Source organism: Pedobacter sp. SYP-B3415 (assembly GCF_004138205.1).
Classification (GTDB): domain Bacteria; phylum Bacteroidota; class Bacteroidia; order Sphingobacteriales; family Sphingobacteriaceae; genus Pedobacter.
The window spans coordinates 205,161-230,673 of the sequence record NZ_RXNQ01000022.1; the positions used below are offsets into that span (position 1 = coordinate 205,161).

The 25,513-nt window shown below is 47.0% G+C and carries 24 protein-coding genes; 8 read left to right on the plus strand and 16 right to left on the minus strand.

Annotated features, from left to right (window positions below):
• Positions 1 to 192: 192 nt before the first annotated feature.
• Entirely contained in the window at positions 193 to 408 is a 216-nt protein-coding gene (locus tag EJV45_RS09555) for a hypothetical protein (protein WP_129715449.1), read from the minus strand.
• 222 nt (positions 409 to 630) lie between these two features.
• Complete coding sequence (locus EJV45_RS09560) at positions 631 to 2,097, minus strand: family 43 glycosylhydrolase (RefSeq protein WP_129715450.1); 1,467 nt, start codon at positions 2,095 to 2,097, stop codon at positions 631 to 633.
• Positions 2,098 to 2,418: 321 nt separating this feature from the next.
• Here EJV45_RS09560 and EJV45_RS09565 point away from each other — a divergent pair, with 321 nt between their 5' ends.
• Entirely contained in the window at positions 2,419 to 3,936 is a 1,518-nt protein-coding gene (locus EJV45_RS09565; protein WP_129715451.1) for a TlpA disulfide reductase family protein, read from the plus strand.
• A 102-nt stretch (positions 3,937 to 4,038) separates the two neighbouring features.
• Here the strand turns inward: EJV45_RS09565 and EJV45_RS09570 are convergent, their stop codons facing one another.
• Positions 4,039 to 4,638: an FMN-dependent NADH-azoreductase gene (locus EJV45_RS09570; RefSeq protein WP_129715452.1), complete on the minus strand. Its 600-nt coding sequence runs from the start codon at positions 4,636 to 4,638 to the stop codon at positions 4,039 to 4,041.
• A 131-nt stretch (positions 4,639 to 4,769) separates the two neighbouring features.
• Between EJV45_RS09570 and EJV45_RS09575 the strand changes: the two genes are divergently transcribed.
• The 4 genes from EJV45_RS09575 to EJV45_RS09590 all read left to right on the plus strand — a co-directional run bounded on the left by EJV45_RS09575 (position 4,770) and on the right by EJV45_RS09590 (position 8,458).
• Positions 4,770 to 5,147, plus strand: coding sequence for a helix-turn-helix domain-containing protein (locus EJV45_RS09575; RefSeq protein WP_129715604.1), 378 nt, complete (start codon positions 4,770 to 4,772; stop codon positions 5,145 to 5,147).
• A gap of 111 nt (positions 5,148 to 5,258) precedes the next feature.
• Positions 5,259 to 6,143, plus strand: coding sequence for a helix-turn-helix domain-containing protein (locus EJV45_RS09580; protein ID WP_129715453.1), 885 nt, complete (start codon positions 5,259 to 5,261; stop codon positions 6,141 to 6,143).
• A 14-nt stretch (positions 6,144 to 6,157) separates the two neighbouring features.
• Positions 6,158 to 7,228: a hypothetical protein gene (locus EJV45_RS09585; protein ID WP_205942359.1), complete on the plus strand. Its 1,071-nt coding sequence runs from the start codon at positions 6,158 to 6,160 to the stop codon at positions 7,226 to 7,228.
• A gap of 321 nt (positions 7,229 to 7,549) precedes the next feature.
• Positions 7,550 to 8,458: an alpha/beta fold hydrolase gene (locus EJV45_RS09590; protein WP_129715454.1), complete on the plus strand. Its 909-nt coding sequence runs from the start codon at positions 7,550 to 7,552 to the stop codon at positions 8,456 to 8,458.
• A 354-nt stretch (positions 8,459 to 8,812) separates the two neighbouring features.
• Here EJV45_RS09590 and EJV45_RS09595 read toward each other — a convergent pair whose 3' ends face one another.
• The 5 genes from EJV45_RS09595 to EJV45_RS09615 form a co-directional block, all read right to left on the minus strand.
• Positions 8,813 to 10,249, minus strand: coding sequence for a TolC family protein (locus tag EJV45_RS09595; RefSeq protein ID WP_129715455.1), 1,437 nt, complete (start codon positions 10,247 to 10,249; stop codon positions 8,813 to 8,815).
• Between the two features lie 19 nt (positions 10,250 to 10,268).
• The gene (locus tag EJV45_RS09600; protein ID WP_129715456.1) at positions 10,269 to 11,633 is read right to left on the minus strand and encodes an HlyD family secretion protein; all 1,365 of its coding nucleotides are present in this window, start codon (positions 11,631 to 11,633) and stop codon (positions 10,269 to 10,271) included.
• Entirely contained in the window at positions 11,626 to 12,633 is a 1,008-nt protein-coding gene (locus tag EJV45_RS09605) for an ABC transporter transmembrane domain-containing protein (RefSeq protein ID WP_129715457.1), read from the minus strand. Before EJV45_RS09605 ends, EJV45_RS09600 begins: the two co-directional genes overlap by 8 nt.
• A gap of 81 nt (positions 12,634 to 12,714) precedes the next feature.
• Positions 12,715 to 13,005 (minus strand): hypothetical protein, encoded by a 291-nt coding sequence (locus tag EJV45_RS09610; protein ID WP_129715458.1) that lies wholly within the window; start codon positions 13,003 to 13,005, stop codon positions 12,715 to 12,717.
• Positions 13,006 to 13,263: 258 nt separating this feature from the next.
• The gene (locus EJV45_RS09615) at positions 13,264 to 14,106 is read right to left on the minus strand and encodes a hypothetical protein (RefSeq protein WP_129715459.1); all 843 of its coding nucleotides are present in this window, start codon (positions 14,104 to 14,106) and stop codon (positions 13,264 to 13,266) included.
• A gap of 338 nt (positions 14,107 to 14,444) precedes the next feature.
• Here EJV45_RS09615 and EJV45_RS09620 point away from each other — a divergent pair, with 338 nt between their 5' ends.
• Both EJV45_RS09620 and EJV45_RS09625 read left to right on the plus strand, forming a co-directional pair.
• A complete protein-coding gene (locus tag EJV45_RS09620) occupies positions 14,445 to 15,095 on the plus strand; it encodes an alpha-ketoglutarate-dependent dioxygenase AlkB (RefSeq protein WP_129715460.1) in 651 nt (216 codons plus the stop codon).
• 118 nt (positions 15,096 to 15,213) lie between these two features.
• Positions 15,214 to 15,888: a DUF6624 domain-containing protein gene (locus EJV45_RS09625; protein WP_129715461.1), complete on the plus strand. Its 675-nt coding sequence runs from the start codon at positions 15,214 to 15,216 to the stop codon at positions 15,886 to 15,888.
• A gap of 32 nt (positions 15,889 to 15,920) precedes the next feature.
• Here the strand turns inward: EJV45_RS09625 and EJV45_RS09630 are convergent, their stop codons facing one another.
• Positions 15,921 to 16,505 carry a suppressor of fused domain protein gene (locus EJV45_RS09630; protein WP_129715462.1) on the minus strand — a complete coding sequence of 195 codons (585 nt, stop codon included), beginning with the start codon at positions 16,503 to 16,505 and terminating at the stop codon, positions 15,921 to 15,923.
• Between the two features lie 226 nt (positions 16,506 to 16,731).
• Positions 16,732 to 17,775, minus strand: a complete 1,044-nt coding sequence (locus EJV45_RS09635; RefSeq protein ID WP_129715463.1) for a YafY family protein — start codon at positions 17,773 to 17,775, stop codon at positions 16,732 to 16,734.
• A gap of 179 nt (positions 17,776 to 17,954) precedes the next feature.
• Here EJV45_RS09635 and EJV45_RS09640 point away from each other — a divergent pair, with 179 nt between their 5' ends.
• Positions 17,955 to 19,409, plus strand: coding sequence for an RtcB family protein (locus tag EJV45_RS09640; RefSeq protein ID WP_129715464.1), 1,455 nt, complete (start codon positions 17,955 to 17,957; stop codon positions 19,407 to 19,409).
• A 632-nt stretch (positions 19,410 to 20,041) separates the two neighbouring features.
• Here EJV45_RS09640 and EJV45_RS09645 read toward each other — a convergent pair.
• From EJV45_RS09645 to EJV45_RS09670, 6 genes are all read right to left on the minus strand, one after another.
• Positions 20,042 to 20,953, minus strand: coding sequence for a ribose-phosphate pyrophosphokinase (locus EJV45_RS09645; protein ID WP_129715465.1), 912 nt, complete (start codon positions 20,951 to 20,953; stop codon positions 20,042 to 20,044).
• Positions 20,950 to 22,371: a nicotinate phosphoribosyltransferase gene (locus tag EJV45_RS09650; protein WP_129715466.1), complete on the minus strand. Its 1,422-nt coding sequence runs from the start codon at positions 22,369 to 22,371 to the stop codon at positions 20,950 to 20,952. The genes EJV45_RS09645 and EJV45_RS09650 overlap by 4 nt, the downstream gene beginning before the upstream one ends.
• A gap of 2 nt (positions 22,372 to 22,373) precedes the next feature.
• Positions 22,374 to 23,273: an NUDIX domain-containing protein gene (locus tag EJV45_RS09655; protein WP_129715467.1), complete on the minus strand. Its 900-nt coding sequence runs from the start codon at positions 23,271 to 23,273 to the stop codon at positions 22,374 to 22,376.
• A gap of 65 nt (positions 23,274 to 23,338) precedes the next feature.
• A complete protein-coding gene (locus EJV45_RS09660) occupies positions 23,339 to 24,025 on the minus strand; it encodes an NUDIX domain-containing protein (RefSeq protein WP_129715468.1) in 687 nt (228 codons plus the stop codon).
• Between the two features lie 133 nt (positions 24,026 to 24,158).
• On the minus strand, positions 24,159 to 24,353 hold the full coding sequence (locus EJV45_RS09665) for a hypothetical protein (protein ID WP_129715469.1): 195 nt from the start codon (positions 24,351 to 24,353) through the stop codon (positions 24,159 to 24,161).
• 81 nt (positions 24,354 to 24,434) lie between these two features.
• Positions 24,435 to 25,436, minus strand: a complete 1,002-nt coding sequence (locus EJV45_RS09670) for a 2-hydroxyacid dehydrogenase (protein ID WP_129715470.1) — start codon at positions 25,434 to 25,436, stop codon at positions 24,435 to 24,437.
• Between the last annotated feature and the right edge of the window lie 77 nt (positions 25,437 to 25,513).

Consider the following 25,513-nt stretch of genomic DNA (forward strand, 5'->3'; position numbering starts at 1 on the left):
ACTGCTTTGAGACTGTTCAGAAGGATCTTATTTCATTCAGCCAATTTTTACCGGACAACAGTGAGTTTTAAGTCGTAAGTATTAAGTGAAATGCAATAAGTAAATCGGAAGCAAGAGGTTCTTGCACGGTTATACAATCCCGTCTAAATACTAACTACGAATTACTAAATACTGACTACGAATTACTAAATACTAATTTCTAACAACCGACATCACCGGTTTATCTTCCTTTGCTTCTTTGTCGGCCTGGCTGATAGCACTGGCGCTCAGGATGAGCACGCCACAGATGGCCATGATGATACCGATGTTCCTGAGCAGGGCTTCCTGTTTAAAGGTCGACATCATATGGCGCGACCCTACAAAACGCCTCAGGCCACGGATTCTTCTTCTCAGCTGGATTCGTCTCACAGCGAGGATTGTAAGCAAAATGCCAAACGCGGCTAATATAATTCCTGACAATTGGAGGCTTGTAATGGGTTGTATAGTTTCCTGCATACATTAATCACAACCGCCGCGCATGATTTGTTTACTTTGACCGTAAATTTCATAGTTATTTAACAAAATTTTGCACTTTCTGCCCTAAAACATGCGGGCCACGCCCGGATAGCCCGCATGTTGACGATTTTTTAATTATGGGGTTTCAAACTTCCATAGCTGCGGATCGGCTCCATTCCAGGACCAGGAACGCACATTGGCCCCCGGGGTAACGCTGCCGTTTTCAATATCGAGCACGTTGTTACTCGCCCTGGCCAGGATTCGGTACCAGCCACCGCCCGCCGCCTCGATACGCCATAACTGACAGTTGTTTCCAAGCGCATCAAAAACGCCGATATCTGTACCGCGGTCAATTCCGCAGCTGGTCAGATCGAGCGATTTATGACTCGGTTGCTCTGAAATGATCTTATAATAACCGTTTCCCTGGTAAGTGATGTTCCACTTTTGTCCGTTGCAGGTTGTTTTGGTCCAGGTCCGAACATCAGCGTTGTTGTTCGAACAGCCCGGAATATCGAGATATAAACCCCCGCCGGCAGTTGTATTGACCTTTGAGCGGATAGCGTATTGTCCGTTGGCTACCGGATTTGGCACCAGGCAGGCCGCTGTTCCCGGCGAGTTAATTACCCCCGAGGTTGTAATGCTAACCGGCAGGATGTTGCCTGCACCGTCAAAAAACATCCGGTCTATAGCTACCTGCCGCTGGTGGATGTTTGTACTGGTACGCCTGTGGTATACAAAGAAATACTCGTCGGCACAACCCGGCTTGCGGATTACAGCATGGTGCCCCGGGCCTTTGATTGCCCCTATGGGTGATGTGATGCGCCCCTTATACGTCCACGGTCCCATCGGGTTAGTTGAAGTGGCGTACTCCACATGGTAATCATCACTGCTGAAATCATTAATGGAATACATCAGGTAGTAGATGCCGCTGCGTTTCAGAACATACGGTGCTTCGAAATAATTCGAAGGCTTATTATGGCCGCGTGTGCCGGTTAGAGAGACCATGTCGCTGTTGAGCCGCTGAATATTAAAGGTGGTATTGCCCCAGTACATCCAGGCCTGACCATCGTCATCAATAAAAACCATGGGATCAATCGGATCCGTACCGTCGCCGGTGGCCAGCGCACTTCCTTTGTCGACAAAGGGTCCGGTCGGACTTGTGCCGACAGCTACGCCGACTTTTTTTGCGGCTGTATAGTAAAAATAAAACTTCCCGTTTCGCGCCACCACCGAGGGTGCCCAGCCGTCGGTATGTGCCCAGCTTACATTGGCAAGGTCGAGGATAATTCCCTCATCCGTCCAGCTTAACAAATCGGTAGAGGAATAGGCATGAAACTGACTCGCATTCGGACCGGTAGCAGTAGGATAAATATAATATTTACCGTTGGCGTAGAGTATGTCGGGGTCGGCTGTCGGTACGGGCAGGATAGGGTTGCCACTCATCAGATCCAGAGCGCTGATGTGCGACATCTGGTTTTTACCGGCTCCGTTCACTGCATCTTCAGGCGCAGACGGTGATCCCTTCCGGCAGGCCGAAAAAAACAAGGCAATAGTCAGTGCGAACAGCAATGTCTTTACAGAGGATAAAGATAATTTTTTCATAACGATGATTTAGGGTTTATAAATGGTTTATGCCGCCTAGTCGGTAGCGCGGATATTACATCCTGCCAAGCAGACAGCCGGCAATCGAATTAAAGCAAGAAAAATTGATTTGCTGACTCAATTTATTGACGACCAGTATCAAAGTGCAGCAGAAAGATCCTTCAACCCAGACAATTTTCCAATCTAAATCGCCTTTTGATCTCCTGTATCTTGTTGCAAATCCGTAGCTTAGTATACCGCCTCAAAGATCCGAATGGAAAACTGCCGCATAATTTAAATAGACATCCGGTCGGGCCCCGGGGCCATCAAACACCTGATTCCATGAAAACTCTATATTTCCTCCTATCTGTCCTGCTTTTTTCCATACCGGTAGCCGGCCGGCAAACAACAAAAACATTACCGCTTATTTTACGCGGACAGCTGCTGAATTCGCCCGACAAACTGCTTAATATTGGTTTTACAGATGAGAACGGTATTGGCGTACTTGATACGATCAGGCTTGATGAAGATGGGCGGTTTTACCTGAAAACATACAAGATCAAGGGTCCGCAGCAGGTAAATATCCAGCAAAAGCGCACGCAAATTAATGGCTTGTACGTAGCCCCGGGTTACGACCTTACCATAACCGGTGATGCCAGCGATTTCAAGACGCTTTTTAAGACAACCGTAATTTCAGGAACGGGTTCGGCAAGCAACCGGTTCCGCAGCATGCGCAACGCCCTTATTCAACAACGGGTACGCGGTAAAGACTGGTACGAAATGGAGGAAGCCGAATTGATTGCTTATGCAAAACGCGAAAGGAAATTTGCTGATTCTGTGGCGCATGCAGCTTTTGATCCCTACCTGGCCAAAAACGTAAAGTCAGCTGCAAAATCTTCCGGCACTTTGAAACCAGAGCCGCATGATCCCTATCTCGCCTGGTTTAGAAACATGGTCCTGTTGGATAACCAGTTTATGGAGCTCTATTACCTGCTTACGCTGGCTAACCAGAAAAAATATGGTTACGATGCAGCACAGAAATTAATCAGGGATAATATAGACAGTCGTTTACTGGCCAATATGAGCAAAGACGAATTCCTGGCATCGAACGATTATAAAACCTGGGTTGCCGGCAGCGAATACACAACTTACCTGTTAAAACTTGATTATCTCCGCGACTCCACACTGAAAAAAAAGCCGGGTTACCGTCTGGCAAAGATCAATCAGGTATATACCGGTAAGGTGAAAGACTTTGTTCTTCATAACCAGATGTACAATGAAATTCTATTCACCAAAAACTTTGCCCGGTTAAATACAATCAAAGAGCTTTTTAAACCGTATATCGCCACGCTGAATAATCCGGCCATGAAAAAAAACCTTAGCCGGGAATTTGATAAAAAGCAGGCAGAACTGCTTGGCACGGCCGTTGGTCAGCCTGCACCGGCATTCACGCTGCAAAGCATAGCCGGCAGTACGCATAGCCTGGCCGACTACAACGGCAAAGTTGTGTTCATTGACCTGTGGGCAAGCTGGTGTACCCCATGCCGTGTGCAAACCCCGCATTTAGCTGTGTTATATAATAAATACAAGGGAGACGACCGGATAGCTTTTCTGAGCGTAGCTGTCAGCGATGATGAAAAGGAGTGGCGAAAGGCGGTGGCTGCTGATAAGCCGGAATGGCTGCAGTTGATCGATAAAGATGACCAGGTTCGAAAAGCATATGTAGCAAACGTAATTCCGCAGTTCATTATCATTGACAAGCAGGGCAAAATTGTAAATTTCAATGCCCCTGAACCGGGCAGCGGCAAAAAACTGGAAGACATGCTTTTGGCAGAGATGAACAAAAACTCAACACGCTAACTGGCCACTCGTTCTATGATCAGCCTTGCACCTGTTACCTGAATACGGCAAAATTGTAAAAGGGGCCGAAGCCCCGGATAACCCATTCAGAACGATCGTCAATTAAACGGCTACCGCGGCAATCGCTTTTTCAAGCGCCTGCTCCTTTAATCCCGGAACGTTGATGCCTTCGGCGCGGTGAACAGTTACATCGGTCATGCCCAAAAAGCCAAGCACACTCTTGAGATACGGAACAGCAAAGTCATACGGGGCATACGGACCCTCAGAATATACGCCTCCGGTTGCTACAGCCAGGTGCACCTTTTTACCTTTCACCAAACCTTCGGCGCCCTGCTCGCTATAGCGGAATGTTTTTCCGGCGCGGGCTACATGATCGATCCAGGCTTTCAGCGACGAATGGATGGTGAAGTTATACATTGGCGCACCGATCACAATAAAATCAGCAGCCATCAGCTGGGCTATCGCTTTGTCAGAATGGCTGACGGCGTCCCTGTCATTATCCGTTTGCTGCTCAGCCGGCGTAAAAAACGATTGCAGGTGTGATGAATCCAGGTGCGGCATCGGTTCTTCCAGCAGGTTGACTTCGTTTACCCGGCTGTCCGGATATTGCTGCTGTAGTTTTTCTACTATGGCCCTGCCCAGCTGCAGGCTTACTGAGGCCCCCTGCCTCGGACTTGAGATCAAATGAAGAATAGTTGTCATGTGTATTTGTTATAGAGAAATAAAAGTTATTTATGCGTATGCTGAGCAAAGTTACCGCCGTAATCAGCCGAAAACCTGCAACTTCCCTGCGGGGAAGCACTACCTTAGAGGGAAGTAACTACCTTTACACGATGAGTACGTCCGCAGAACAATGTTTCCATACCGATGAGCCTTGTGCCAGCAGCGTTAGCCACATCAGCGATGCCCTGTATGTTTTAGGCGGCAAGTGGAAACTGGCGCTTATCTTCGCGATCAGCGAGTCGCCAAAACGATTTGGCGAACTGCAGAAGATTTTAGAGGGTATTGGGCCGAAAATGCTGGCAAAGGATCTGAAAGAACTGGAACTAAATGAGTTTATTGTAAGAAAGGTCTATGAAGGAACGCCACCCAGAATTGTTTATGAGGCAACGCCTTACAGCGCCTCATTGGCGAGGGTGCTTTTCGAACTAAAAGACTGGGGCATGAAGCACCGGGAAACAATCAGGGCGAGCATGCGGCGGCATCAGTAACCGGTCTATTTCCCGGATGTGACCATATAGACAAATTCTATATCTTAGTTGAATCAAATTGATCACGGCAGGCCATTTAAAACCCGCCGGAATCTTTTGAAGCCAGCGCCCATGAAACGAAATATTTTTGAAGTAAGCCTCAAAACAATAGGGATGCTGCCGGTAAATGCAGGCAGTCTGGAGGCCATTAACTCTGACACATACAAATCGTACATCAAGGTGATGTATATTCCCGAAGGATGCCGTATTTGCGTAGACTTTGACACCTATCAAACCGGGGGGCCGGTTCTATTTTTTATCAGTCCGAACCAAACGTTGAAAATTGAAGTTTTGGGCCCGCAGGCCGGCTACTTCATCTTTTATAACCGGGACTTCTATTGTATTCAACTTCATGACGAAGAAGTAGCGTGTGATGGACTGTTGTTTAACAACATCAATAACATGCCAATGACCGCTGTTCCTGAGCAGGAGGCGGGGTTTATCAACTACCTGTTCAGCCAGATTACAAATGAATTCGAACTTAAAGACACTTCGCAGGAAGAAATGCTGCGTACGTACCTTAAACAACTGCTTATCAAATCTACCAGATTATGGAAGCAGCAGCATATGGATGGTGTCCTGGCCGGGCAAAACACCGACCTTGACTCTTTCAGGCAATTTACGCGCCTTGTAGAGGCACATTACAAAAAGAAACATATGGTTGCCGATTACGCAGAGATGTTGCTGGTTGCCGCGAAAACACTTACCCACCGTTTCAAAAAACTAAACCTGCCTCAACCAAATGATGTGATCAAAAACCGCATTATGCTGGAGGCGAAAAGACTGCTTGTTCATACAGCAATGTCTGCCAAAGAGATCGCCTACGAGTTGGGCTACGAGGATCCGGCTTATTTCAGCCGGCTGTTTTTCATAAAAACCGGGGAATCGCCATCGGGCTTCAGGGTTAAGTATTTACAGCAGCATGGTGCAGACCACGCGACCGTGCATGAGGCCTAATTGAAGCGCGAACCATGGCAATAACGCTAATGAATACTGCGATTAATCGTAATGTGATGTATTATACGGTATCAGTCAAATTTTTAAAAGTTTTCGGCAGCCGCCACGGCATCTGCTTTTTTCTGATCCTCTGTTTTGTGCCAACCCTGACCTCGATTGCGCAAAACACAAAAGGCCGCCAACAGGAACCCGTATCTAACGAAACTCCTTTGGCAGATGCCTCCGCTGCGCAAAGCAACTTTCTCTCGCGGATCACAACAACGCCCGTAACTATTCTGAAAACCTTTCGTGATGCCGGGATGTCGCCTACCGCACACCAAATGAGCAAGGCGGAGCTGGATGTCGTTGCAAAAGCCTTTTCCCTGCTACCTCCGCTGCATCAGCGCGTACTGGCCCGCCATCTTCACAGTATCAGTTTCTTGGATAACATGCCAAATACCGCTTTAACCTCTCCGGTAGGCGAAGAGGGTGGCAAAAAACGATATCATATTACTTTCCGGGCGGGTATTCTTCATCAGTCGGTTTCAGAATGGCTTACAGAAAAAGAGCAAACCTGTTTTGCAACAGACAGTTCGGGCTACAGCGTTTCCATCCAGGCCGGCCTGCTCAGTGCCATGACATATGTGCTGTTGCATGAAGGCACACATGTTCTCGACGGCTCACTTGGTCTGATTTCGGATCCGGCAGACCGCGTAAAAACTGACTTTAGCACCAGTTTCACCGCCGGCGTCTGGAAAGACATCAGAACGCCCGACTGGATATGCTCAGATTGCCTGGCAGATAAAAATCGTTTTCGTCCCGGCGGAAGGCCTTTTGCTTATGCCGATGCGCCGAAAGTTTATAACAGCCTGATGGAAACGCCTTTTGCCTCCTTTTACAGCACGGCCAGCTGGCATGAAGACCTGGCCGAGCTCGTTACATTGTATCACTTTACGCGGGTGCTTAAACAACCGTTTAAAATTATCGTCAGTCGCCCGGGTGCGCCAACCCGCGTCTTCGAACCTATGGATAACAAGCGGGTCAGGCAGCGTCTCGGTTTGCTCAGCACGTTTTATAAACAGGACTTTGCCGGCAGGCGGCAGTAAGCTTGACTCTCCTGAGGGCAATATGCATCTTCTTTAAATAGTCATTTTGGTCTAATGTGCCCGGCCTTCTTTACTCCTTGCCCTGAACTGTTATGGTTAACACGAAGCTCAATCAGCTTCGGTTGTAGTCAATTTTGACGCAATCATCTATTAAAAGCGCAGCGCCTTTCAGATTTAGCTACGCTTTGTCTCCATGCAGGGAAAAATCTGCAAGACACTCAGCCATATGTCCATTCCCGGCGGCTTAGCTTCTCTGCACCTTTGTACTGTCAGCAAATGACAACTTAAAAACATCAATAACCACAAAAAATAAGCAGTACAATGAAAACACTAATCACAACCATCACAATCCTCTCCACGCTGATGTTAAACCAGGTAAGTTTCGCCCAAACCGGCCGGCGCCCGGCTTCGGCAGGAAGAGAATCTTATATCGAAGTTGAAAAGAATGTAAAATTACATGTAACAGATCTTGGCGAAGGGCAGCCGGTTGTGCTCATACATGGCTGGCCGTTAAATAACGCCATGTACGAGTACCAATATCAGTACCTCACGCATAAAGGTTTCCGCGTAATAGGTATTTCTTTACGTGGATTCGGAAAATCTGACCGTCCCTATGGCCGGTATGATTTTGACGTGTTCTCTGACGACCTCAAAGTGATTTTCGAAAAATTAAAGCTAAAAAACGCTGTTCTTGGTGGCTTCTCAATGGGTGGAGCAGTGGTAACACATTACATGGCTAAGTACAATGGCGCGCATGTTGGCAAACTGGCTTTATTTGCAGCGGCAGCACCGTCCTGGAAACAACGTGACGGATTTCCTTACGGTGCTTCTGACGAGGCGGCGGCCGGATTGATTCACACCACCCAAACCAACAGACAGCAGCTGGTAGAAGACTTTGGAAAAGCCTTCCCTGCATCAGAAACCAATATTTCAGCGCCAATGTCAAGATGGCTTGAAAGCATCAGCCTGGATGCCTCGCCTTATGCAACAACCCATGCCATCATGGCGTTGCGTGATCTTGATCTGCGTCCTGAGCTGGCCAAAATCAAAGTTCCGGTAGCCATTTTCCACGGGGTAAAAGACAAGTTGTGCGACTTTGTGTTTGCCGAACAGCTTCACAAGGGAATCAAAGACTCTTATATCGTTCGGTTCGAAAACAGCGGACATGCTTTGTTCCTGGAAGAAATGGACAAGTTCAACGCCGAACTGGAGAAATTTGCAAGGTCATAACGAATGTTCCTGCATCCATAACAGACGCTGAGGTAAAAAAACCAGATCAACGAGATGTTGATTTGGTTTTTCTGCTGCCTGGTCACAAGTGTCTAAAATCAAAACTACATTTGGAATGGCAAGGCGCCTTGCTAACAAGTAAAAGTAAAATTTAAATCCTATTTGAATGTGAAATTTAACTTAAAGTTGGTAACTTTATGAAAGTTACCAACTTTGCAGGAGTCGTACTCTGTTCGGCTTTTTTCAATTTGAATAAAATATTGCGCCGCCATGGGTATTACCGCCTTTGAAGTATGGTGCTGATAGATTGTATATATTCTTTCACATATCCCCCGGCTTGATGCAGTAACTTGGCTACCTCCTCGTACCCGCTTTGTAATAAAGCTCTGCAAGTGTCTTCTGGTAGCCCGCTATCATTTCTTCCCGCTTTATTTTCATATCAATCAGCTTAGACTCGCGTGTGTTGATGAGAAACAGTGTGCTTTCACCAAGATCGAATTTAGACGATTCGCCATTAAGCAATACCTGCTGATTTGCTATGCTTTGCAATTGTACGGCCAGCTGGGCGTCGTAAGCTTGCAGGCTGTTATAACTTGAAACAATTGCATTCCGTATCTCCCGGTTCGATTGCTGGAGATCAAAGGCAACCTCCATTTGTTTCACTTTTACCTCGCGCAGTTTTCCCCGCTCTGTGCGTAAAAACAGCGGAAAAGCGAATTCGAGTCCGACTTTATAATTACCCATATTAAAATCATAATAGTTGGGAACATATTCGTTGAACCAGGTCCTGCTGGATAAAAGCGAGCCGGTTACATTCAGCTTTGGTTTAAGCAATTCGGCCCGGTACCGGCGTTCAATAGCCAGTTGCTCGGTTTTGGTACGTAGTTTTATCAGCTCTGGGTGCTGCTCGTCAGCAAAACGCAGCAGGGTATCCAGCAGCTCGTTTTCCGGCCGGTTGCGGACGCGGTCTATTGCCGGCGGCCGTGCAAACTCCGGTAGTTCGAGCGGGTTGTTGTCGTCATTCCACAAATGATTTGAAAGCGTCAGCCGCGCGTTCGTCAGCTCTACCTTCATTTTTTCAAGCTGGATCACCCGGTCCTGCACCGTGATCGCCGCCTCTACCGAATCGATACTGGCCTTGTCGCCAAGAGTGGTCTGCCGGCTTATCGCTTTAAAGCGTGTTTCGGCAAGTTCAACGCCCTCAGAGATGAGCTGATACTGGTTATAAGCGAAATACCAGTTCCAGTAATCTTTCACAATATCGTACCACAATGCATTGATGCGTTTTACACGCTCAGCCTCTGCATAATTCACCATGACCCGTGCCTGGCGCAGCGTACTGCGCCTGGAATCGATCAGAAACCCCTGGCCCAGCGGAATGCTGAGGCCTACACCAGTCAGACCTGCTGTCGAGGTCTGCGTTTCAGGATTTACATAGTCGCCTACATTTCGGTCGTAGCCAATTTTCAGGTCGGCGCCTGCAAGCCAGAGCGGCACTTTCAGCTCGCTCATCCAGCGGTTGTAATAATCCGTGTTTCCAAAGACCTTGCGACCAAAGCTTGCTTTTAACGAGGGGTCAAAATAACCCAGTGCCTGCATTACATCGGCCCTGGCTGACTCGCTCAGCAAACCAGCCTGTTTCATGATCGGGTGGTTGCGAAACACAATTTCTTCAAGATCTCCGATTTGAAAGACCTGCGCCGAATCCGGCTGCTGCTGGGCCATGCTGCCGGATGCCTGAAGCATCAGCAGGAGAAACAGCAATCTGGCAAGCGCTTTTATCCCTTTCATATTCTTTTTCAACTTCCTCCTATTTCGACTTGTCATCAGCCACTTTTGGTTCTTTCTCCAGGCTTGGCGGAAAGCCGTTTAGCTGTCGCCAGATCTCATACCAGACGGGAACCGAATTCAAGATCACCCGGCCGTACACACCTGAACCCTGGCGCAGTTGCTCCGGCCAGGCTTCATCGCCTTCAGGCACAGGCAACTGCTGTCGGATGAGCACACGGTACGTTCCGTTGGCGCTGCTCATACGGTCGATCGAAAACACGCGACCCGCAAAGGTGCCGACAGCAACAGAAGGCCAGCCCGAAAATTGCACAGATGGCCAGCCTTCAAACTGCAGACGCACATTGCTGTTGTCAAGAATCAGCGGCACATCCATGGCGTTGACATAAATTTCGGCAGCCACCAGCGGTGTTTTTGGCTGCAGCGTTGCAACTGATTCGCCTTCTTTGATATTCTCACCTACACCTGCCTTCATGGCTTTGATCACATAACCGTCTTGCGGCGCACGTACAACATAGAGGCCGCGACGGAAATCAATGTTGGCAATCTCATTCCGTAACTTTGCGATATCGCCCTGGGCAGACGCCTGACCAGAAAGTGCCGTCCCCATATCAGATTGCGCTTTTGCAAGCGACTCCTGGTATTTCGCACGGATGTTGTCCAGCTCTATGCGCGCGTTCAGCAGCGCCTGGCGGGAGCTATTCAGCTTGTTTTCCTGCGCAATCAGCTTTGCGTTGTCATTCTGTACATTCAGGCGGCGGGTCTCAATATCGGTCAGAGAGAAAAGCCCATCTTTATAGCCCTGCTCGTACCTTTTCAGCCGGGCCTGGCTTACGCTGTAAAACTGGCGAACAGCAACCAGGTCGGCGCTGTCGCTCTTTACATAGTTGATACTCTGCTGAACCTTGTTTTCGGCAGCTACGAGCTGAAACTTCAGCCCACTGTTCAGCGCCGCAATCTGGGCCTGGGTAGCGCGCATTTTCTGCCTGGCGGCATCTGCACTGCCTTCTTTGGCTCTGAGCTGCTCATCAAGCCGCTGTGGCAGGTTCGGATCAAAATACGACTGATTGATCTCTGAAATGACCAGAATCGTATCGCCTTTTTTCACTTCCTGACCTTCGCTCACGTACCAGCGTTCTATGCGGCCGCCGATCTGGTTTTGTACCGTCTGCGGACGGTCTTCGGGCCGCAGCGCAGTCACCGTTCCCCGGCCCGGAATGGTTTGGCGCCAGGGCAGGAAAAGAATAATCACGAAGATGATAAAGACGATAAGCATGATGCGATTAAGCAGCACAACCTTATGTACCCGCAGCAGCGCAGCGTTGGTTTTGTCTGACAGGTTTTCCCAGTTGGCCCGGTGAATGTTCTGGTTGCGCAGGCTAGCCATGGGTCACCTCCTCTCCGTCTTCCAGTTCAAGGTCGGTTAATACGGCCAGTTTTTCCGCACTTGTTACCATGTCGAATACCGTATTCATGTTAGTGAGCAGTTTCTCGACTGCGTAGCTAATCTGTACGATAATAACCTCGGCGGCAACAAATTGCCCGAAGGTCATCTGCCGGTCAATCACGAAATAAGAACCCATTAACAGCAAGGCACCCATCAGCACGGCCCGGATCAGGATGGAGCCGGCAAAAAACTTGCGCAGAACCCGAAAATGGTCATTTCTGGCCCGAAGGTAATCGGCGGTCATATCGTCTGTGCGTCGCATGGCTTCTTTCTTTTTTTCTTTGCTGCCGCGAAAGTCATCCAGATTGCCTGCAATGTCTTCGAGGAAAGCGACCACCTCGTATTTATGACCGGATTCCTGGATACTGGTTCTAACCGCATCGCGGTAATACAGTGCAATGATGAAAGCCAGGATAAGGACTATAAAAAGACCAAAAGCCATATACACGGGGTGGTAGAAGGAAAGCAGGATGGCACTGAATACGATCAGTACGATGGCCGCAACAATCTCTACCAAAAGTTTGACCAGGCCTTTCTGGATGGTCACGATATCAAAGAACCGGTTTACCAGTTCGGGCGGAAAAACGCCTGTCAGTTCAGATTTCTTGATCCGCGGCAGGCGATAGGCAAATTCAAGCGAGGTGCGCGCAAAGATCTTTTGCTCAACCAGTTCAACCAGCGTCAGCTGACCGATAAGCAGCAGCCCGCCTACCAGGATACCGATCAGTACCACGGCGATAAGGATATAAGTTGAGCTGTACATGGCGCCGTTACTCAGCAGGTTAAAAATGGCGGTTGTGCCTAAGGGCAGGGTGAGACCGAGCAAGCCGATCAGAATAGCGTATAAAAATATATAGTTGATGGTTCGGCGCTCCAGGTGGAGAATGCCTACCAATCGTTGCCAGGGCTTCAACGCCGGCATATCGTTCGTATGCTTCATAATAACACATGAGGATGTATAGAAACTGATAGTTGGTACCGGGCGGCATGGATGCCGCAACCGGTCAGGGAACAGGGAATGTTAGCCCAGTTCGGGCGGCTCAGTCGGGATGGCGATGAGGGGTTTGGTTACGGCGGCAGAAAGATAAACGCGGTCATGCGGCCTGAGCGACATGGCTTCTTTGAAGGCCAGGCGGTTCATTTCAGGATGCTCACAAAAGAGCTGTTTTTTCATGCCCCGGCCGGATTTCTCATCCTTAGTGTTTTTCTCCTCTTCTGTAGGCTGTTCGCCTTCAAAGGTTTTGACAATGCAGGAGAATTTGCTCTTCATAGACGTCGCTGCCTTGAGGCCAAAGCCAATGAACAAAGCCATGCTGAGAAAATAAACTAAAAATCGCCCTCTGAAAATTCCGATCATCGGGTACAAATATATATCCGGCATGCTTTTCACAATAGGTTTAAACCAGATTCGAATACAGTTCGTTGCTGTTTGACAAGCAGATGACGACGAGATTAGAAAGTTATTAGAAAGTTGATGCGATTTGTTTAGAAAATTAGTTTTGTGCCAGTCATTAAATTTACTGGCAGTTGGGGTTTAGGATTGAAAGATGATGCCCGTAGGTCATGGCGCTCATCTCATTTCTGTGGATCTCAGCCAGATCAGACGGTTCTGTTTGTCGATCCGGTATACATCCTGCCACCAGCGAGCCCCCCCCCGACAGGCCGAGTAGATCAGTTTTTCTTTAGGATTCACCGTCACATCGCACAGGCAGGAACATTTGCTGCGCGTGTCTGTCGGTTCGGCCAGCAGCTTGAATCGTTTATCGGCCGGATCATATAACCAGATGTTGAAGATTCGATAAACGCCCATGCCGGCATCAGGCAGTGAGAATGCGAGGTCATCATACCCATCGAAATTGTAATCCTCGATGTTAGCAGCGCGTGTTACATCCGGGTTGTCATGCGAAGGCAGCCTCGGACTTGCAACATGCCCATCCGGATAGCTGAACATAAACTGATTGGCTTCGCCCGAAGGGTTAAAGGTAATAAGCACGCCCTGAAGCAGATATTTTTCTACGCGTTCCGACGCGATATTTTTAGGGTCCCCGACCAAATTAAACCGGCGACCGTCTTTCTTCCGCAGGTACCAGGCATCGGCCACCTTTCCAGATTGTTCGGTAATAACATATGTGCCCGTCACTTTACCATTAAACACCTCAGCCCAGGTATAATGGTAACCTTCCGGCTGCCCGTTTGAATGTTTTAAAACACTTCTGACAAACCTGGTAAGCCGCAACGGGATAAATCCCCGCTGCCCGGTATATTGCACAAAAGCACCCTTGCCTTCCGTTGTACAGCTAATCTGAAGGCTGAATGGCCGGGTTTCGCTGGCAGCGGTTAAATGAAACGTTTTTGCATAACCCCCGGCGGTTGAAATAAGGATGAGCAGCAAGGTTTGAATGAATCTGGTCATTGTGAACGGTAATGAAGGTAGAATCTTTGATGATTGTATTACAAGACGTTATTTAACTGCTTTTGTTTATTGAACATATTCATTTCCGGGTTAAATCCAGTTTTCAAGAAAAACTTCACCTTACGAGGCATTTACCGCAAAACCTTAGTTGCTGAATCCCTGCAGACAGGCCTGAGGTTCGCTTATCTGGTCATTATCGCAGAACCGGTCTAAGCTAATCAACAAGCCTACAGATTTTGATCCGCATTTTCCCGTTTCACAAACCAAATCCCCCCTAAGATGTTCAAACTTTTGCTCACCGGCGTAAACCGACGCCGGGAGCCTCAGCTTACTCAATTATGGAAACAGCACTGCCCGGATTATTCCTTTACCCAAACTTTATTGATGAAATGCGCGAACAGCAGTTGCTCGATGAGATTGACAGCCAGACCTGGCTCGTCGATTACCTGCGTAGGCTTCAATATTACGGTTACCGCAATGAGCTGGAAAAGCCGTACAATTTGGTGCCGTTCCCCGTCGAAATGCCCCCGTTCATGCGCCGTTTGTCAGAAGAGCTGGTTGAGAACGGCATTATCCTGCTGCAGCCAGATCAGGTTATTATCAACGAATACGTACCGGGCGAAGGCATCAAGCCACACAAAGACAGGGCGTATTATGAGAACCAGATTTGCGGCGTTAACCTGGGCAGCGGCTGCATCATGCGGTTTATCAAGGGGCAGTATGAGGAAGTAATAAACATCGAAATTCCGCGGCGCTCCGCCTATGTCATGCAGGATGACGCACGGAAAAAATGGAAACATGCCATTCCTCCGCGAAAAAAAGACAATATTGAGGGAAATGTTAAACATCGCGACCGGCGGGTATCGATCACCTATCGCAAGGTGAAGCCCAAACAGGTACATTCCTTGAATCCCGAAGGCAAGGTAGCCGGGATGCTCCGGGAGAACTTTGATTTCAGCGCCGGCCAAATCGCAAACATAGCCAGATAACATCAGGGGTCAAGTGATACGCATTGTTAAGTTAACAGATTGCTGACCTGCCATCAAATGTTAAATATTTTGCAGCACCAGCAACCATTATCTATCTTGCCCCTGCTATATAACCATCATGAAATACACGCTTCTCATTCCTGCTTTCTTGTTTTGTATTGCTGCGAAAGCCCAGGTCAGTTCGTTCAACATCGACAGTACAAAGTTTAACCAGCCGTTGAAAGCCAGTCTGGACAGCATTTTCCTGGCAGACCAGGCCCCACGCCTCCGCTATATGGAAGCCCGCCAGAAAAAAGAGAGTCAGACGCATATAGATAGCCTGCGTACCATCATGGTGCAGGAAGATAAAAGGAACCTGGCAAAGTGCCTGGCTATCCTGGAAAAACATGGCTGGCAGGGTCCGCAGAAAGTTGGTATGATCGGCAGCCAGGCCTTATTTCTGGTTATACAGCACGCCGATCTGGAAACGCAGAAAAAATACCTGCCAATGATCCGCGAAGCCGAAAACAAAGGTGAGATCCTGTCGAGCAACCTGGCCATTCTTGAAGACCGTATCAATGTGCGCGAGGGTAAGCAGCAACTGTTCGGCAGCCAGGCTTTTACAGATAAACAAAGCGGCAAGCTTTATTTCTACCCTATTGCCAACATCGATCAGCTTGAAAAAAACCGGAAACGCATGGGACTGCTGCCCATGCCTGACTACGCCAGGCAGCTTAACATAGACTGGGACCCGGAAGTGTATAAGAAAATGCTGCCTGAGATCGAGCAAATTGTTGCAAGGCAGAAAATATAAGATGAGCTCATAGTACGACAATCGTCAGACAATTAAACTACGCTTTGCCTGTCGGGATTTAAGTAATTGAAGTTGGATTTTTCAAATTGTTCCTCAAGCGCATCAACTCCATTTTTTATTTTATATTCCCTTTCGGCTGCTGTAATTGGAATCAACCAATAAAAATTAACCGTCATCTGCGCATTAAATTTGAGCGTTTCCAGCTTAGGTCCATCCAGATAAGGTAAAGAAATCAGACCATATTCACATCGTGATGTGCCTTGCCAGGGCTGGCCGAAATTCACCGTATGCCACAGGGATAAGTTGGAACCGGTATGGTGATAATCGCTTACGGCAGTCAGCAATTCTATAATACCTTCATCCCTTGTCTCTGAAAACATATGCAATTCTACCGGCGTGTTTTGGGTTGCTGATGACATCCCGCATGTGGCATAAGTCCAGCACATTCGTTGTGCTGTGGGTTTAAATTCCAGTATTTCAAGTTGAGAGTTCGATTTAACATTGGGTCCTTTCAACCATTTTCTGATTTCAAAGTTGTTGCCCCAACTATTTATGTAATGTTGTCTGATATGCTCTTCGCTGGCATTTGCAGACATCGGTTTTGGCCTTGTCTTCATATAATTTATTTATGACGATGCTTAGTTTCCTGCCGCACGCCGGTTTACTGCGAAGGGTTTGATATCTAATCAAGCACATCACAACACATTCGATAACAGCTATCCAGTCACAGACGGACTATTTTTGACGAGAAGCGATTTGTGAGCAATCTCGTAAATCTCTGAAACAATCAGAAGCTAAAAATACATGTGCTGCGGTTAGCTCTCTCTGATTAGCTTTATGAAATTACATTTCTACAGGCTCCTGGTCGTTTGTTGTGGATTTATATCCTTCCAATGCCGTCCAAAGCTGTTTTTTGAGCTGTTTAACCAGAATACGCGGACCAAATACCCGAATCTTCGATCCGAAGCCCAGTAGTTCGCGCTCGAGCTCAAAATTGAGAATGACACGTATGCTAAAAATCTTCCCCGTTTCGTTCTCTGTCAGCAGCTTTTGCGTATGATGCAGAGGTTTGGTAATTATATAAGGCGCACTGGCTTTATCAATCCAGAACACCACTTCACAATCACGCTGATTCGGATTCTTGGTTACGCCTATCACATCATTGTAGTAGGTGCTTAAATCCAACTGCGTATTTTCGCGGTAATCGTCTGCATGTTCCTCAACAGTTTGTATTCGGTCTAATGCCAGCGTGAGCAAAGGAGCATACCGCTGGTGCGATTGACCCAGCACAAACCAGCGGTTTCGGTATTCTTTTAACAGATATCCGCTAAAACAGAAGGTATTCGGTTCACGTGCTTTAAATGATTGATAAGTGACACAAAGCGTACGTTTTGCAACTATAGCTTTGCGTATTACTTCTATCCACTCCAGGCCCTTCAGATTATCGTTCTTCTCAAGCTCAATTACTGGTGCACTGCGCGTTCTCTGCGCATATATCTTGTCTTCCAACTTGCTGACCATCTCGTTTACATCAGCAAAATGACCGAAGCCTTTAAATTGTTTCAGCAAGCTGGATACTTCACCCAACACCTGAATATCTTGTTGATTTAGCGGACTGTTTGTAATGCTGTAGTGCTTGTCAGTGTAGGTATAGTATTTTTTATCCGTTACTATTATTGGCGCTTCGTAACCAAGTTTATTACCGCGCATCATTTCAATATCAGCCTGTACAGTGCGGCGGCTCACACCTGTGTCAATTCCCTGGTATTCATAAATCGCATCACTGCAGGCTTCAATCAAATCGTTCAGTGTCCATCTTCTTTTTCGGTTTTGCAGGCACCGGTCTATAGTTCGGTAGCGAATCAGGGCATTTCGGTTAACAGGCATTGGTTCTGAGATATTTTTGATGAATTTAAAAATTAACTTTTTCTGCGCAAATACACTGCGCACTGGCTGTTTCTCTTTGTACTGTCGGAAGTGGGAACGCGCTCGCAGAGGTCCCTCTCTCTGTTTGGAGAGAAGATGTTGGGCCTGAATTTATAAATAGATAACTGACAACAATAAATATGGAAAAAGAAAAAATAGGCAACAACGAGTTGAAAGCATTAGGCATTAACGATGTGCAAATATTGGTGAAATTTAGCCGCGTAGCTAACGGTTTACTTAAATACAAAGTAATGTCCAGGTCTGAAATATTGGCCAATTTAGAAGCTTTGATCAATGACCCTATGCCCTACGCCTTAAAAAAAGGGGGCAAATTCAAAAATTTGGCTGATGAGGTCATTGCCCTGCGAAAGGAAGGCAAATTTGTAAAGCAGGAACGAAGCAACTTCAAACTTAAAGAAGAGATAGCTGATTTTCCTGTCTGGGGATTGGATAATATCGAGGTTGGCGCCCTCGCTCAGATGAAGACGGCTGTGCAATTACCTATCGCAGTCGCTGGCGCATTAATGCCCGATGCCCATCAAGGATACGGGCTGCCCATCGGCGGCGTGCTGGCTACTACTGCTAATACCATTATTCCGTTCGCTGTTGGGGTAGATATTGCCTGCCGGATGTGTCTAAGTATTTTTGATCTTCCGGCTGCAGCGATCGATACGGAAACTGTCAAGCTGAGAAACATTTTGGTAGATAACACTTACTTCGGGATGGGTTGCACAACTAAATCACACTTCGACAGCTCGCTATTTGATAGCCAAACCTGGAACGAAACCAAGGTGATCCGCTCGTTGAAAGACAAAGCCTACGCACAATTAGGTACCAGCGGTACCGGCAACCATTTTGTGGAATGGGGCGAGTTGACGATTGCCGACGGTGCCCTGGCGGGTATTCCTGCAGGCAGATATCTGGCTTTACTCTCACATTCCGGATCGCGGGGATTTGGCGGTAGCGTAGCCGACCATTATAGCAAAATTGCCATGACTAAAACTAAATTGCCTGCCGAAGCAAAACATCTGGCATGGCTAGATCTGGATAAAGATGAAGGTCAGGAATACTGGATAGCCATGAACCTGGCCGGCGAATATGCCAGCGCGAACCACCACGAGATACATAATAAAATTGCCCGGGCTCTAGGGGCAAAACCGATTGCCTTGGTAGAGAACCATCATAACTTCGCCTGGAAAGAGCGGCTGGCCAATGGCACCGAAGTTATCGTGCATCGTAAAGGTGCAACACCTGCTGGCGAAGGCATATTAGGTATTATTCCCGGCAGCATGAGTACGCCCGGCTTTTTAGTGCGTGGCAAAGGCAACGCCGCAAGCATTAATTCGGCCAGCCATGGTGCAGGCCGTGCGATGAGCCGTAGTGCCGCTTTTAAAACACTGGATAAAGCCCTGATTGAGGCTAATCTGATAGAAAAACGCATTACGCTGATGGGTAGTGATATGGACGAGGCACCGATGGCGTATAAGGACATTCATACTGTAATGGCTGCACAAAACGAGTTGGTGGAGGTACTTGCTAAGTTTGAACCGCGGATTGTCAGGATGGCAGATCCACGAGAGAAACCTGAGGATTAGCGACTTGAACCAGTTACCGGCATAAGTATATTCGACATCGCTTCTTACTTTGATCATGTTGACAGTTCGCTCGGACAAATGGACTGTTCGGTAACACCACATATGGAATTTCAAAGTCAGAGGTTTTTTAAGCTTATCATTCGCTGCCGGGTTTAATGACCCGCAGCGTTTTTTTGATTCTGGCGGACTGTATGAATGGCAGAAGAAATCAATCATTAAGCATTATCATTCTGCTCCAACCGAAAATTATTATTAACCGTATTTTATACGGCTTACGCCATCGCATCGCTTATAGAAAGGAAGTTATTGATTGGAGCAGACTGCTTTTTCATGCACGAAGGTGAACCAAGACCCTATTTTTTATCGACCTAACGATTAATATTTTGATTTTTTCAAAAATAGATCACCTGCGCAAATAGGCGCAATCATGTAAATCTGGTCTTCAGCCGATTGCAATAGTTGATGAGTCAATTAGAGAGAGCTTGTTGGTTCTAACCTCTAAAAGTAGGTGATTTAAAAAGTATTGTAAAACTTTATTTGACCCGAGGCTTAGTGGTGGCACTGATGTAACCAGGTCTTGTGCGTTGGTTTGATAGGCGGCCGTATTCACCTTTTGACCATCTCACTATAACCTAACTGATCACATCAGAGATCAGTTTAGCGAGACTATGTATTTCCACAAAGTCATCATCATGGAACTTCAGGGCATTGATGTGCGAATCGGTGCAGATAATTTTCTCAATCACGCCGCAGGCTCGCATTTTATCAATTGCCTGATTTACAAAAAGCCCATGTGTTGTGATGACTAAGATACGGCTTGCACCTGCTTCTTTGTACGTTTTGGCAGCATTGATGATACTGCCGCCTGAACGGATCATATCGTCATAAATGATCACTATTCTGCCGGCTACATCGGCATTGACGGCGCTTACCTCAGTATTGTCGTCCTTCAATCGTCGTTTCAAAATAAACGCAGCGTTTACGCCGAGGTCATTCGCAAGTGATTCTACCCATTTAGCACGACCGGCATCGGCACTTGCCATGACAAAATCGTTGCCGCCATATTGACGTGCGACCGCCATGACGATCTGTTTGCAATAAACGTGTACCGGGTACAAATCATGTTCGAAATAGTACTGAATGCCCTCTGCATGCAGGTCAAAAAGCAAAACTTTGTTTCCTCTGTTTGATTTTGGGATGCTGGATAAGAGCCTGGCTCTCGTCTTTGCTGTTACTACCTCCCTGCTCAGTACGGAACGCTCCATAGTTGAATAACCAAAATATGGAATGACAATGGTCAGCGAATCAGCACCGTAACTAACAAACGAGCACGCCAGGTCATATAACTCTAAAGTAGCTTCGTCACTTACCGTGCCGCCAAGGAGCACCACGTCGCGGTTCTCCACAACAGAAATAATACGCTGATAACGCTCGCCATCTGAAAAATGGTTTACTTCGAGTATGCCATCTTCAAAATCGCCGCAGGCCTTTACTTTGCCCGCTAAATCCATGTAATCTTTTATAGCAAATAATATTCTTTTCATAGCAATTGATTGGCGTTTTTTCTTACTTCTTCAAATGTAACAGGATTTGTCAGCCTGCCGTTTTCAAATACGGTATACAACTGGTCTGGCAAATCGACATGCGCCAGCTCATTTACTGTGCTGAAGATGCCGTCTATTTTTATGAGTTTCAGACGTCCGGCCTTGCTTTTCTTAAAACTTTCGCTAAGACAGCCCTGGCCATCCATTTCAATAGGTTTTTTTTCTACAGATACGGTTTCCCCGTTAACGACAGCACTGCTGCACTTAAAAGCAAACTTTTGCGTATCGCGATCAACTTTCTGCAGTAAGGCACCCCCCATTCCCAGTACCAGATTTTCGGCACTGATGTGATGGTCTTTAAGCGCCTCATAGATATCTATGATTGTTTGATAATCAATGCCATCACCCTGTATAACCCTGACCTGCGGTGGAAGAACTTTGTAGCCTTTTAGATTTAGGCTAAACCCAAACTGTTTAAATAAGATATCGAAGACAGCTAACAGGGTCATAATCGGGTCGCCGCTATCAGGACGTATAACAAGTGTCCCCTCCCGGTTCAGGATCTCCTGGCGAAGTTCGGTACCCCAGTATTCCCGGCAAGCTTCGAAGATATTATAACTGTCTGATACGCAAGCAATAGTCCCCGTTGGAAATGTCCTGATGACATGTCTGAATACGTCCAATTCACCCGCCTTGCCCAACAATGTACATATGCTATGTTCGGTAGCCGGAATACTTGACCCATAGACCTTTTGTGCATGATAATATTTGATAGCCATGCGGCTGCCCTGAAGATTATCACTTCCGCTAAAATTAACCAGATGCGCTGCCCCACCAAGGCCTGCGCTCTCCATACTGCTTACTCCCCTGAAACCAAAATCATTCAACACAAAATCTACAACTGCTTCGGCGCTATCGGTGGCGGTTTCAACATAATAGCGACAAACAGCTTTTTTTATTTGGCTGCTTAACGTAGCCACTGTACAGGGATACCATACCTGCATAAGCAATGTTTCCAGAAAATTAGTCAGCCAGTAACAATGCGGATCTGTATTTTCAATTGTCATGAGCACGTTGCCTGTTGGTACAGCCGTGCCTTCCGCTACAGCACGGATTTTTACCGGCAGCCGGCCATCATATCTGTCCAGTATGTATTGAAATTTAGATCGGTCAAAAACATCGCCACGGCCAAATACCTGTTGTAAAAAGCCATCAGCTTCGTCAAGATCAGCCTGCGTAAAGGCCTGACCTTCCAGGTATTCTTTCAGAAAGTATTGCAGCCCAAAGAAAACCGTTTCGTCAAATATGCCTCCCCTGCTTTCCAGATAGCTATAGATGTTCGATGTTCCCGGATAGTACAACTTATGGTGCGCATATTTATATGCATCAGCCATCAGGATTAAGTTTTCAGAATTCATGGTTATTTGTTTTTTAGGTACTTTTTGATCAGAAACGTAAGAAGCTGAGCATGTTCAGCGGTCGTTTCACCCGCTGTCATCATTTTTGGAAGATCATTCAGTTTGAACCATTGCAGTTCCAGAAGGTCGTCCTGAGCCGAATACATGCCAGTCAGGTACTCGCAACTAAATAATAAGCTGATTATTTTGTCAGTTTCGTTCCGATAACGCCAGTCGTCTATTCTGGCCGACGTCTCATAAATCATCTCACCTGTTTCTATCGCGCCACACTCTTCGGTCAATTCCCTCCTGGCTGCATGTTCATAACTTTGGTCTTCAGGATCGGCGAATCCACCTATAAGCCGCCACTTACTACTGACAGTTTTTTTTCCGAGTAGAATTTCGGTCCTTTCATGCCTGAAAACGGCAATGTCTACCGTAGGGAATACCTTATTGTATTGGTTATAGTATGCATACAGAATCCCAGCCCGGAAGTCATTCGAATCAAAGACCTTATCAGCATATTGCTTGCGAAGCTCTGTGGCACTGAAACCGCCGTGTTCCGGCAACTCCACTGTCTGAAACCGGCCACAATAATAAGGGATAAAACTATCGCGGCTGCCGTAAAGACAAAAGACTTCATTTGGAAATACGCCCTTGAGCAAATTGTCCAGGTTTTGAGACCACTCCCTGTCGCATGGATAATCATTAAGCGGTAGAATGACGGCCTCAGCGAAATCTTTTTTGATCATTTTTTCCCGCGTATAATAATCATAAGGATTTCTCATGCTTCCTTTCAACGGACCAATACCAAGTACGATTACTAGTTTACTATGTCTGCTAGTAACTTCCTGAAGTAATCTACGGTGTCCTTCGTGCAGGTGGGGAGTCTGAAACCGGGCTACAATTACGGCTGTCGTCATATATTTGCGTTAATTATACGCAAATATATATAAGCGTATTTAATACGCAAATTATTTTTTCACTTTTAAATTTCGAAGTTGATGCCGTTCTTTTTGGATTCGAAATATTTAGCCTCGTTGAATCGAAACAGATTTCCCGGCCGGCCGGCGCCTCCTAACTCCTGTTTCTCAGTTGTTTCTTCAAGAAAACCGAATTTGCTTATTTTTTTTTTGAAATTTCGGCGATCAATTGGACGGTCCAAAACAGCCATATACAGCTTTTCGAGTTCAGAGAAAGGGAATTTTTCCTCAAGCAGCTCAAAGCCCAGAGGTTCATAAACAATTTTTCCTTTGAGCCGGCTATGTGCAGTGTTAACGATCTGCGCGTGATCGAAAGCAAGGGTAGGTAACTTTTTGATATTGAACCAGGCTACGTCACTGGCATCAGTACTTGCCCGGAGATCAAAAGCCTCGGGTTTGACAAGGCCATAATACGTAATTGAAATTACCCGGTTGCGCGGATCGCGTCCGGGCTGTCCGAAACTATACAGTTGCTCCAGGTAATTAATAGTGATTCCTGTTTCTTCTTTTAGTTCCCTCTCAACGGCATGTTCCAGTGATTCTTCATTGCCTACCAGACCGCCCGGCAGCGCCCATGCACCTAAAAAAGGTTCGATCTTGCGTTTAATTAGGAGGACGGAAAGCCCCTCCTTAGACGTGTAGCCAAATACTACGGCATCTACCGCTACTCTGATGTGCTGACTGTTAGACATGATGTAAAGGTACTTATCTGCTTGTGCAGCTTATGTTCCCGCCTAATTTTTTTTTAGTGATGGCTTGCCAATCGACTTCTTCCCTGTTATGTTTCCTACGAACCGGGGCGGTCTGGTTTGTAGCTATTTGTTATCAAATTAATTTTTTGACTTCAACAACAATTGCAGCGATACCAATACCAGCCAGTAATGCAGCTAATAAAAACCGATTAAACCCGTCAATAAATTGTAGTTGCCAGGTATTATACCTCCAAAATTTATGCTTTCGCATTATAAGTACACCTGATGATAATGCGCAGACGCCTAATGCCACCATTTCTACATCCATACAGTTAACACGCTTTCGTACAATAAAGCCACGAGGGTTAAAAAATTCTATCAGCCCCAAAGACACTTTTTCCTGCGCACCTTAGCTCAGCATCACCATCGCCGAAGGCTCCTCCCCGCGTTCCAGCTTACTTACCGATTCTAAAGTAATCTGCGCAATCTGCGATAAGGCCTCATCAGTGAAAAAAGCCTGGTGACCGGTTACCAGCACATTCGGGAAACTCATCAGGCGTTGGATCGCGTCATCCTCAATGATACTTCCCGAAAGATCCTTAAAAAACAACCTTTCTTCCTGTTCATAAACATCAATACCGAGGTAGGCGATGTGCTGGTTTTTCAAAGCTTCGATGATGTCGACGGTGCAGATCAGGCCACCGCGGCTGGTGTTTATGATCGTGCTGCCTGGTTTCATCAGCGCCAGCGTTTGTTTGTTAATCAGGTACGCATTCTCTGGCGTAAGCGGACAGTGCAGCGAAAGCACATCTGCCCCTTTCAGCACGTTTTCGAACGAGGTATAATGAACGCCCCGTGTCTGCAATTCTTCATCTTCAAAAAGATCATAGGCCAGAATATTGCAGCCAAAGCCAAGCATGATCCGGCAAAAGGCCTTCCCGATCTTCCCTGTACCGATTACGCCAATAGTCCGGCCATGCAGGTTGAAACCCAGCAGTCCGTTGAGTGAAAAGTTCTGTTCCCGCACCCGGTTATAGGCTTTGTGGGTCTTGCGGTTCAGGGTAAGCAGCATGGCAACGGCATGTTCGGCTACAGCTTCTGGCGAGTAGGCAGGCACCCGGCATACGCGTATACCAAGCGCTTTGGCAGCGTCAAGATCAACATTATTAAAACCGGCGCAACGCAGTGCGATAACTTTCACGCCCCTTGCGGCAAGAACAGAGATCACGTCTGCTGTAAGTTTATCGTTCACAAAGACGCAAACCGCGAAGGTTCCTTGTTCTACAGCATTTACGATATGCGGGCCAAGGTGGGTTTCAAGGAATTCCAGCTCAAAGCCATGGGTTTCGTTATGCCCGGTAAAAAAACTCTTATCGTAAGGCTTGGCAGAGAAAAATAAGATTTTGCTCATAAAAGTGGCTCGGGAAGTTATTCCCGGATTTGCAATGATATAAAAAATTTTGACTCGCCTGCGGCGGATCCCATCGC

Excerpts from the sequence above, each read along its gene's own strand:
- EJV45_RS09605 (WP_129715457.1), bottom strand. The coding sequence starts at position 12,633 with ATGAAGCATACGAACGATATGCCGGCGTTGAAGCCCTGGCAACGATTG.
- EJV45_RS09560 (WP_129715450.1), bottom strand. The coding sequence starts at position 2,097 with ATGAAAAAATTATCTTTATCCTCTGTAAAGACATTGCTGTTCGCACTG.
- EJV45_RS09660 (WP_129715468.1), bottom strand. The coding sequence starts at position 24,025 with ATGTCTAACAGTCAGCACATCAGAGTAGCGGTAGATGCCGTAGTATTT.
- EJV45_RS09575 (WP_129715604.1), top strand. The coding sequence starts at position 4,770 with ATGAGTACGTCCGCAGAACAATGTTTCCATACCGATGAGCCTTGTGCC.
- EJV45_RS09570 (WP_129715452.1), bottom strand. The coding sequence starts at position 4,638 with ATGACAACTATTCTTCATTTGATCTCAAGTCCGAGGCAGGGGGCCTCA.
- EJV45_RS09595 (WP_129715455.1), bottom strand. The coding sequence starts at position 10,249 with ATGAAAGGGATAAAAGCGCTTGCCAGATTGCTGTTTCTCCTGCTGATG.
- EJV45_RS09655 (WP_129715467.1), bottom strand. The coding sequence starts at position 23,273 with ATGACGACAGCCGTAATTGTAGCCCGGTTTCAGACTCCCCACCTGCAC.
- EJV45_RS09665 (WP_129715469.1), bottom strand. The coding sequence starts at position 24,353 with ATGGATGTAGAAATGGTGGCATTAGGCGTCTGCGCATTATCATCAGGT.
- EJV45_RS09625 (WP_129715461.1), top strand. The coding sequence starts at position 15,214 with ATGAAATACACGCTTCTCATTCCTGCTTTCTTGTTTTGTATTGCTGCG.
- EJV45_RS09615 (WP_129715459.1), bottom strand. The coding sequence starts at position 14,106 with ATGACCAGATTCATTCAAACCTTGCTGCTCATCCTTATTTCAACCGCC.
- EJV45_RS09670 (WP_129715470.1), bottom strand. The coding sequence starts at position 25,436 with ATGAGCAAAATCTTATTTTTCTCTGCCAAGCCTTACGATAAGAGTTTT.
- EJV45_RS09640 (WP_129715464.1), top strand. The coding sequence starts at position 17,955 with ATGGAAAAAGAAAAAATAGGCAACAACGAGTTGAAAGCATTAGGCATT.
- EJV45_RS09590 (WP_129715454.1), top strand. The coding sequence starts at position 7,550 with ATGAAAACACTAATCACAACCATCACAATCCTCTCCACGCTGATGTTA.
- EJV45_RS09580 (WP_129715453.1), top strand. The coding sequence starts at position 5,259 with ATGAAACGAAATATTTTTGAAGTAAGCCTCAAAACAATAGGGATGCTG.
- EJV45_RS09620 (WP_129715460.1), top strand. The coding sequence starts at position 14,445 with ATGGAAACAGCACTGCCCGGATTATTCCTTTACCCAAACTTTATTGAT.
- EJV45_RS09600 (WP_129715456.1), bottom strand. The coding sequence starts at position 11,633 with ATGGCTAGCCTGCGCAACCAGAACATTCACCGGGCCAACTGGGAAAAC.
- EJV45_RS09610 (WP_129715458.1), bottom strand. The coding sequence starts at position 13,005 with ATGGCTTTGTTCATTGGCTTTGGCCTCAAGGCAGCGACGTCTATGAAG.
- EJV45_RS09650 (WP_129715466.1), bottom strand. The coding sequence starts at position 22,371 with ATGAATTCTGAAAACTTAATCCTGATGGCTGATGCATATAAATATGCG.
- EJV45_RS09565 (WP_129715451.1), top strand. The coding sequence starts at position 2,419 with ATGAAAACTCTATATTTCCTCCTATCTGTCCTGCTTTTTTCCATACCG.
- EJV45_RS09630 (WP_129715462.1), bottom strand. The coding sequence starts at position 16,505 with ATGAAGACAAGGCCAAAACCGATGTCTGCAAATGCCAGCGAAGAGCAT.
- EJV45_RS09585 (WP_205942359.1), top strand. The coding sequence starts at position 6,158 with ATGGCAATAACGCTAATGAATACTGCGATTAATCGTAATGTGATGTAT.
- EJV45_RS09645 (WP_129715465.1), bottom strand. The coding sequence starts at position 20,953 with ATGAAAAGAATATTATTTGCTATAAAAGATTACATGGATTTAGCGGGC.
- EJV45_RS09635 (WP_129715463.1), bottom strand. The coding sequence starts at position 17,775 with ATGCCTGTTAACCGAAATGCCCTGATTCGCTACCGAACTATAGACCGG.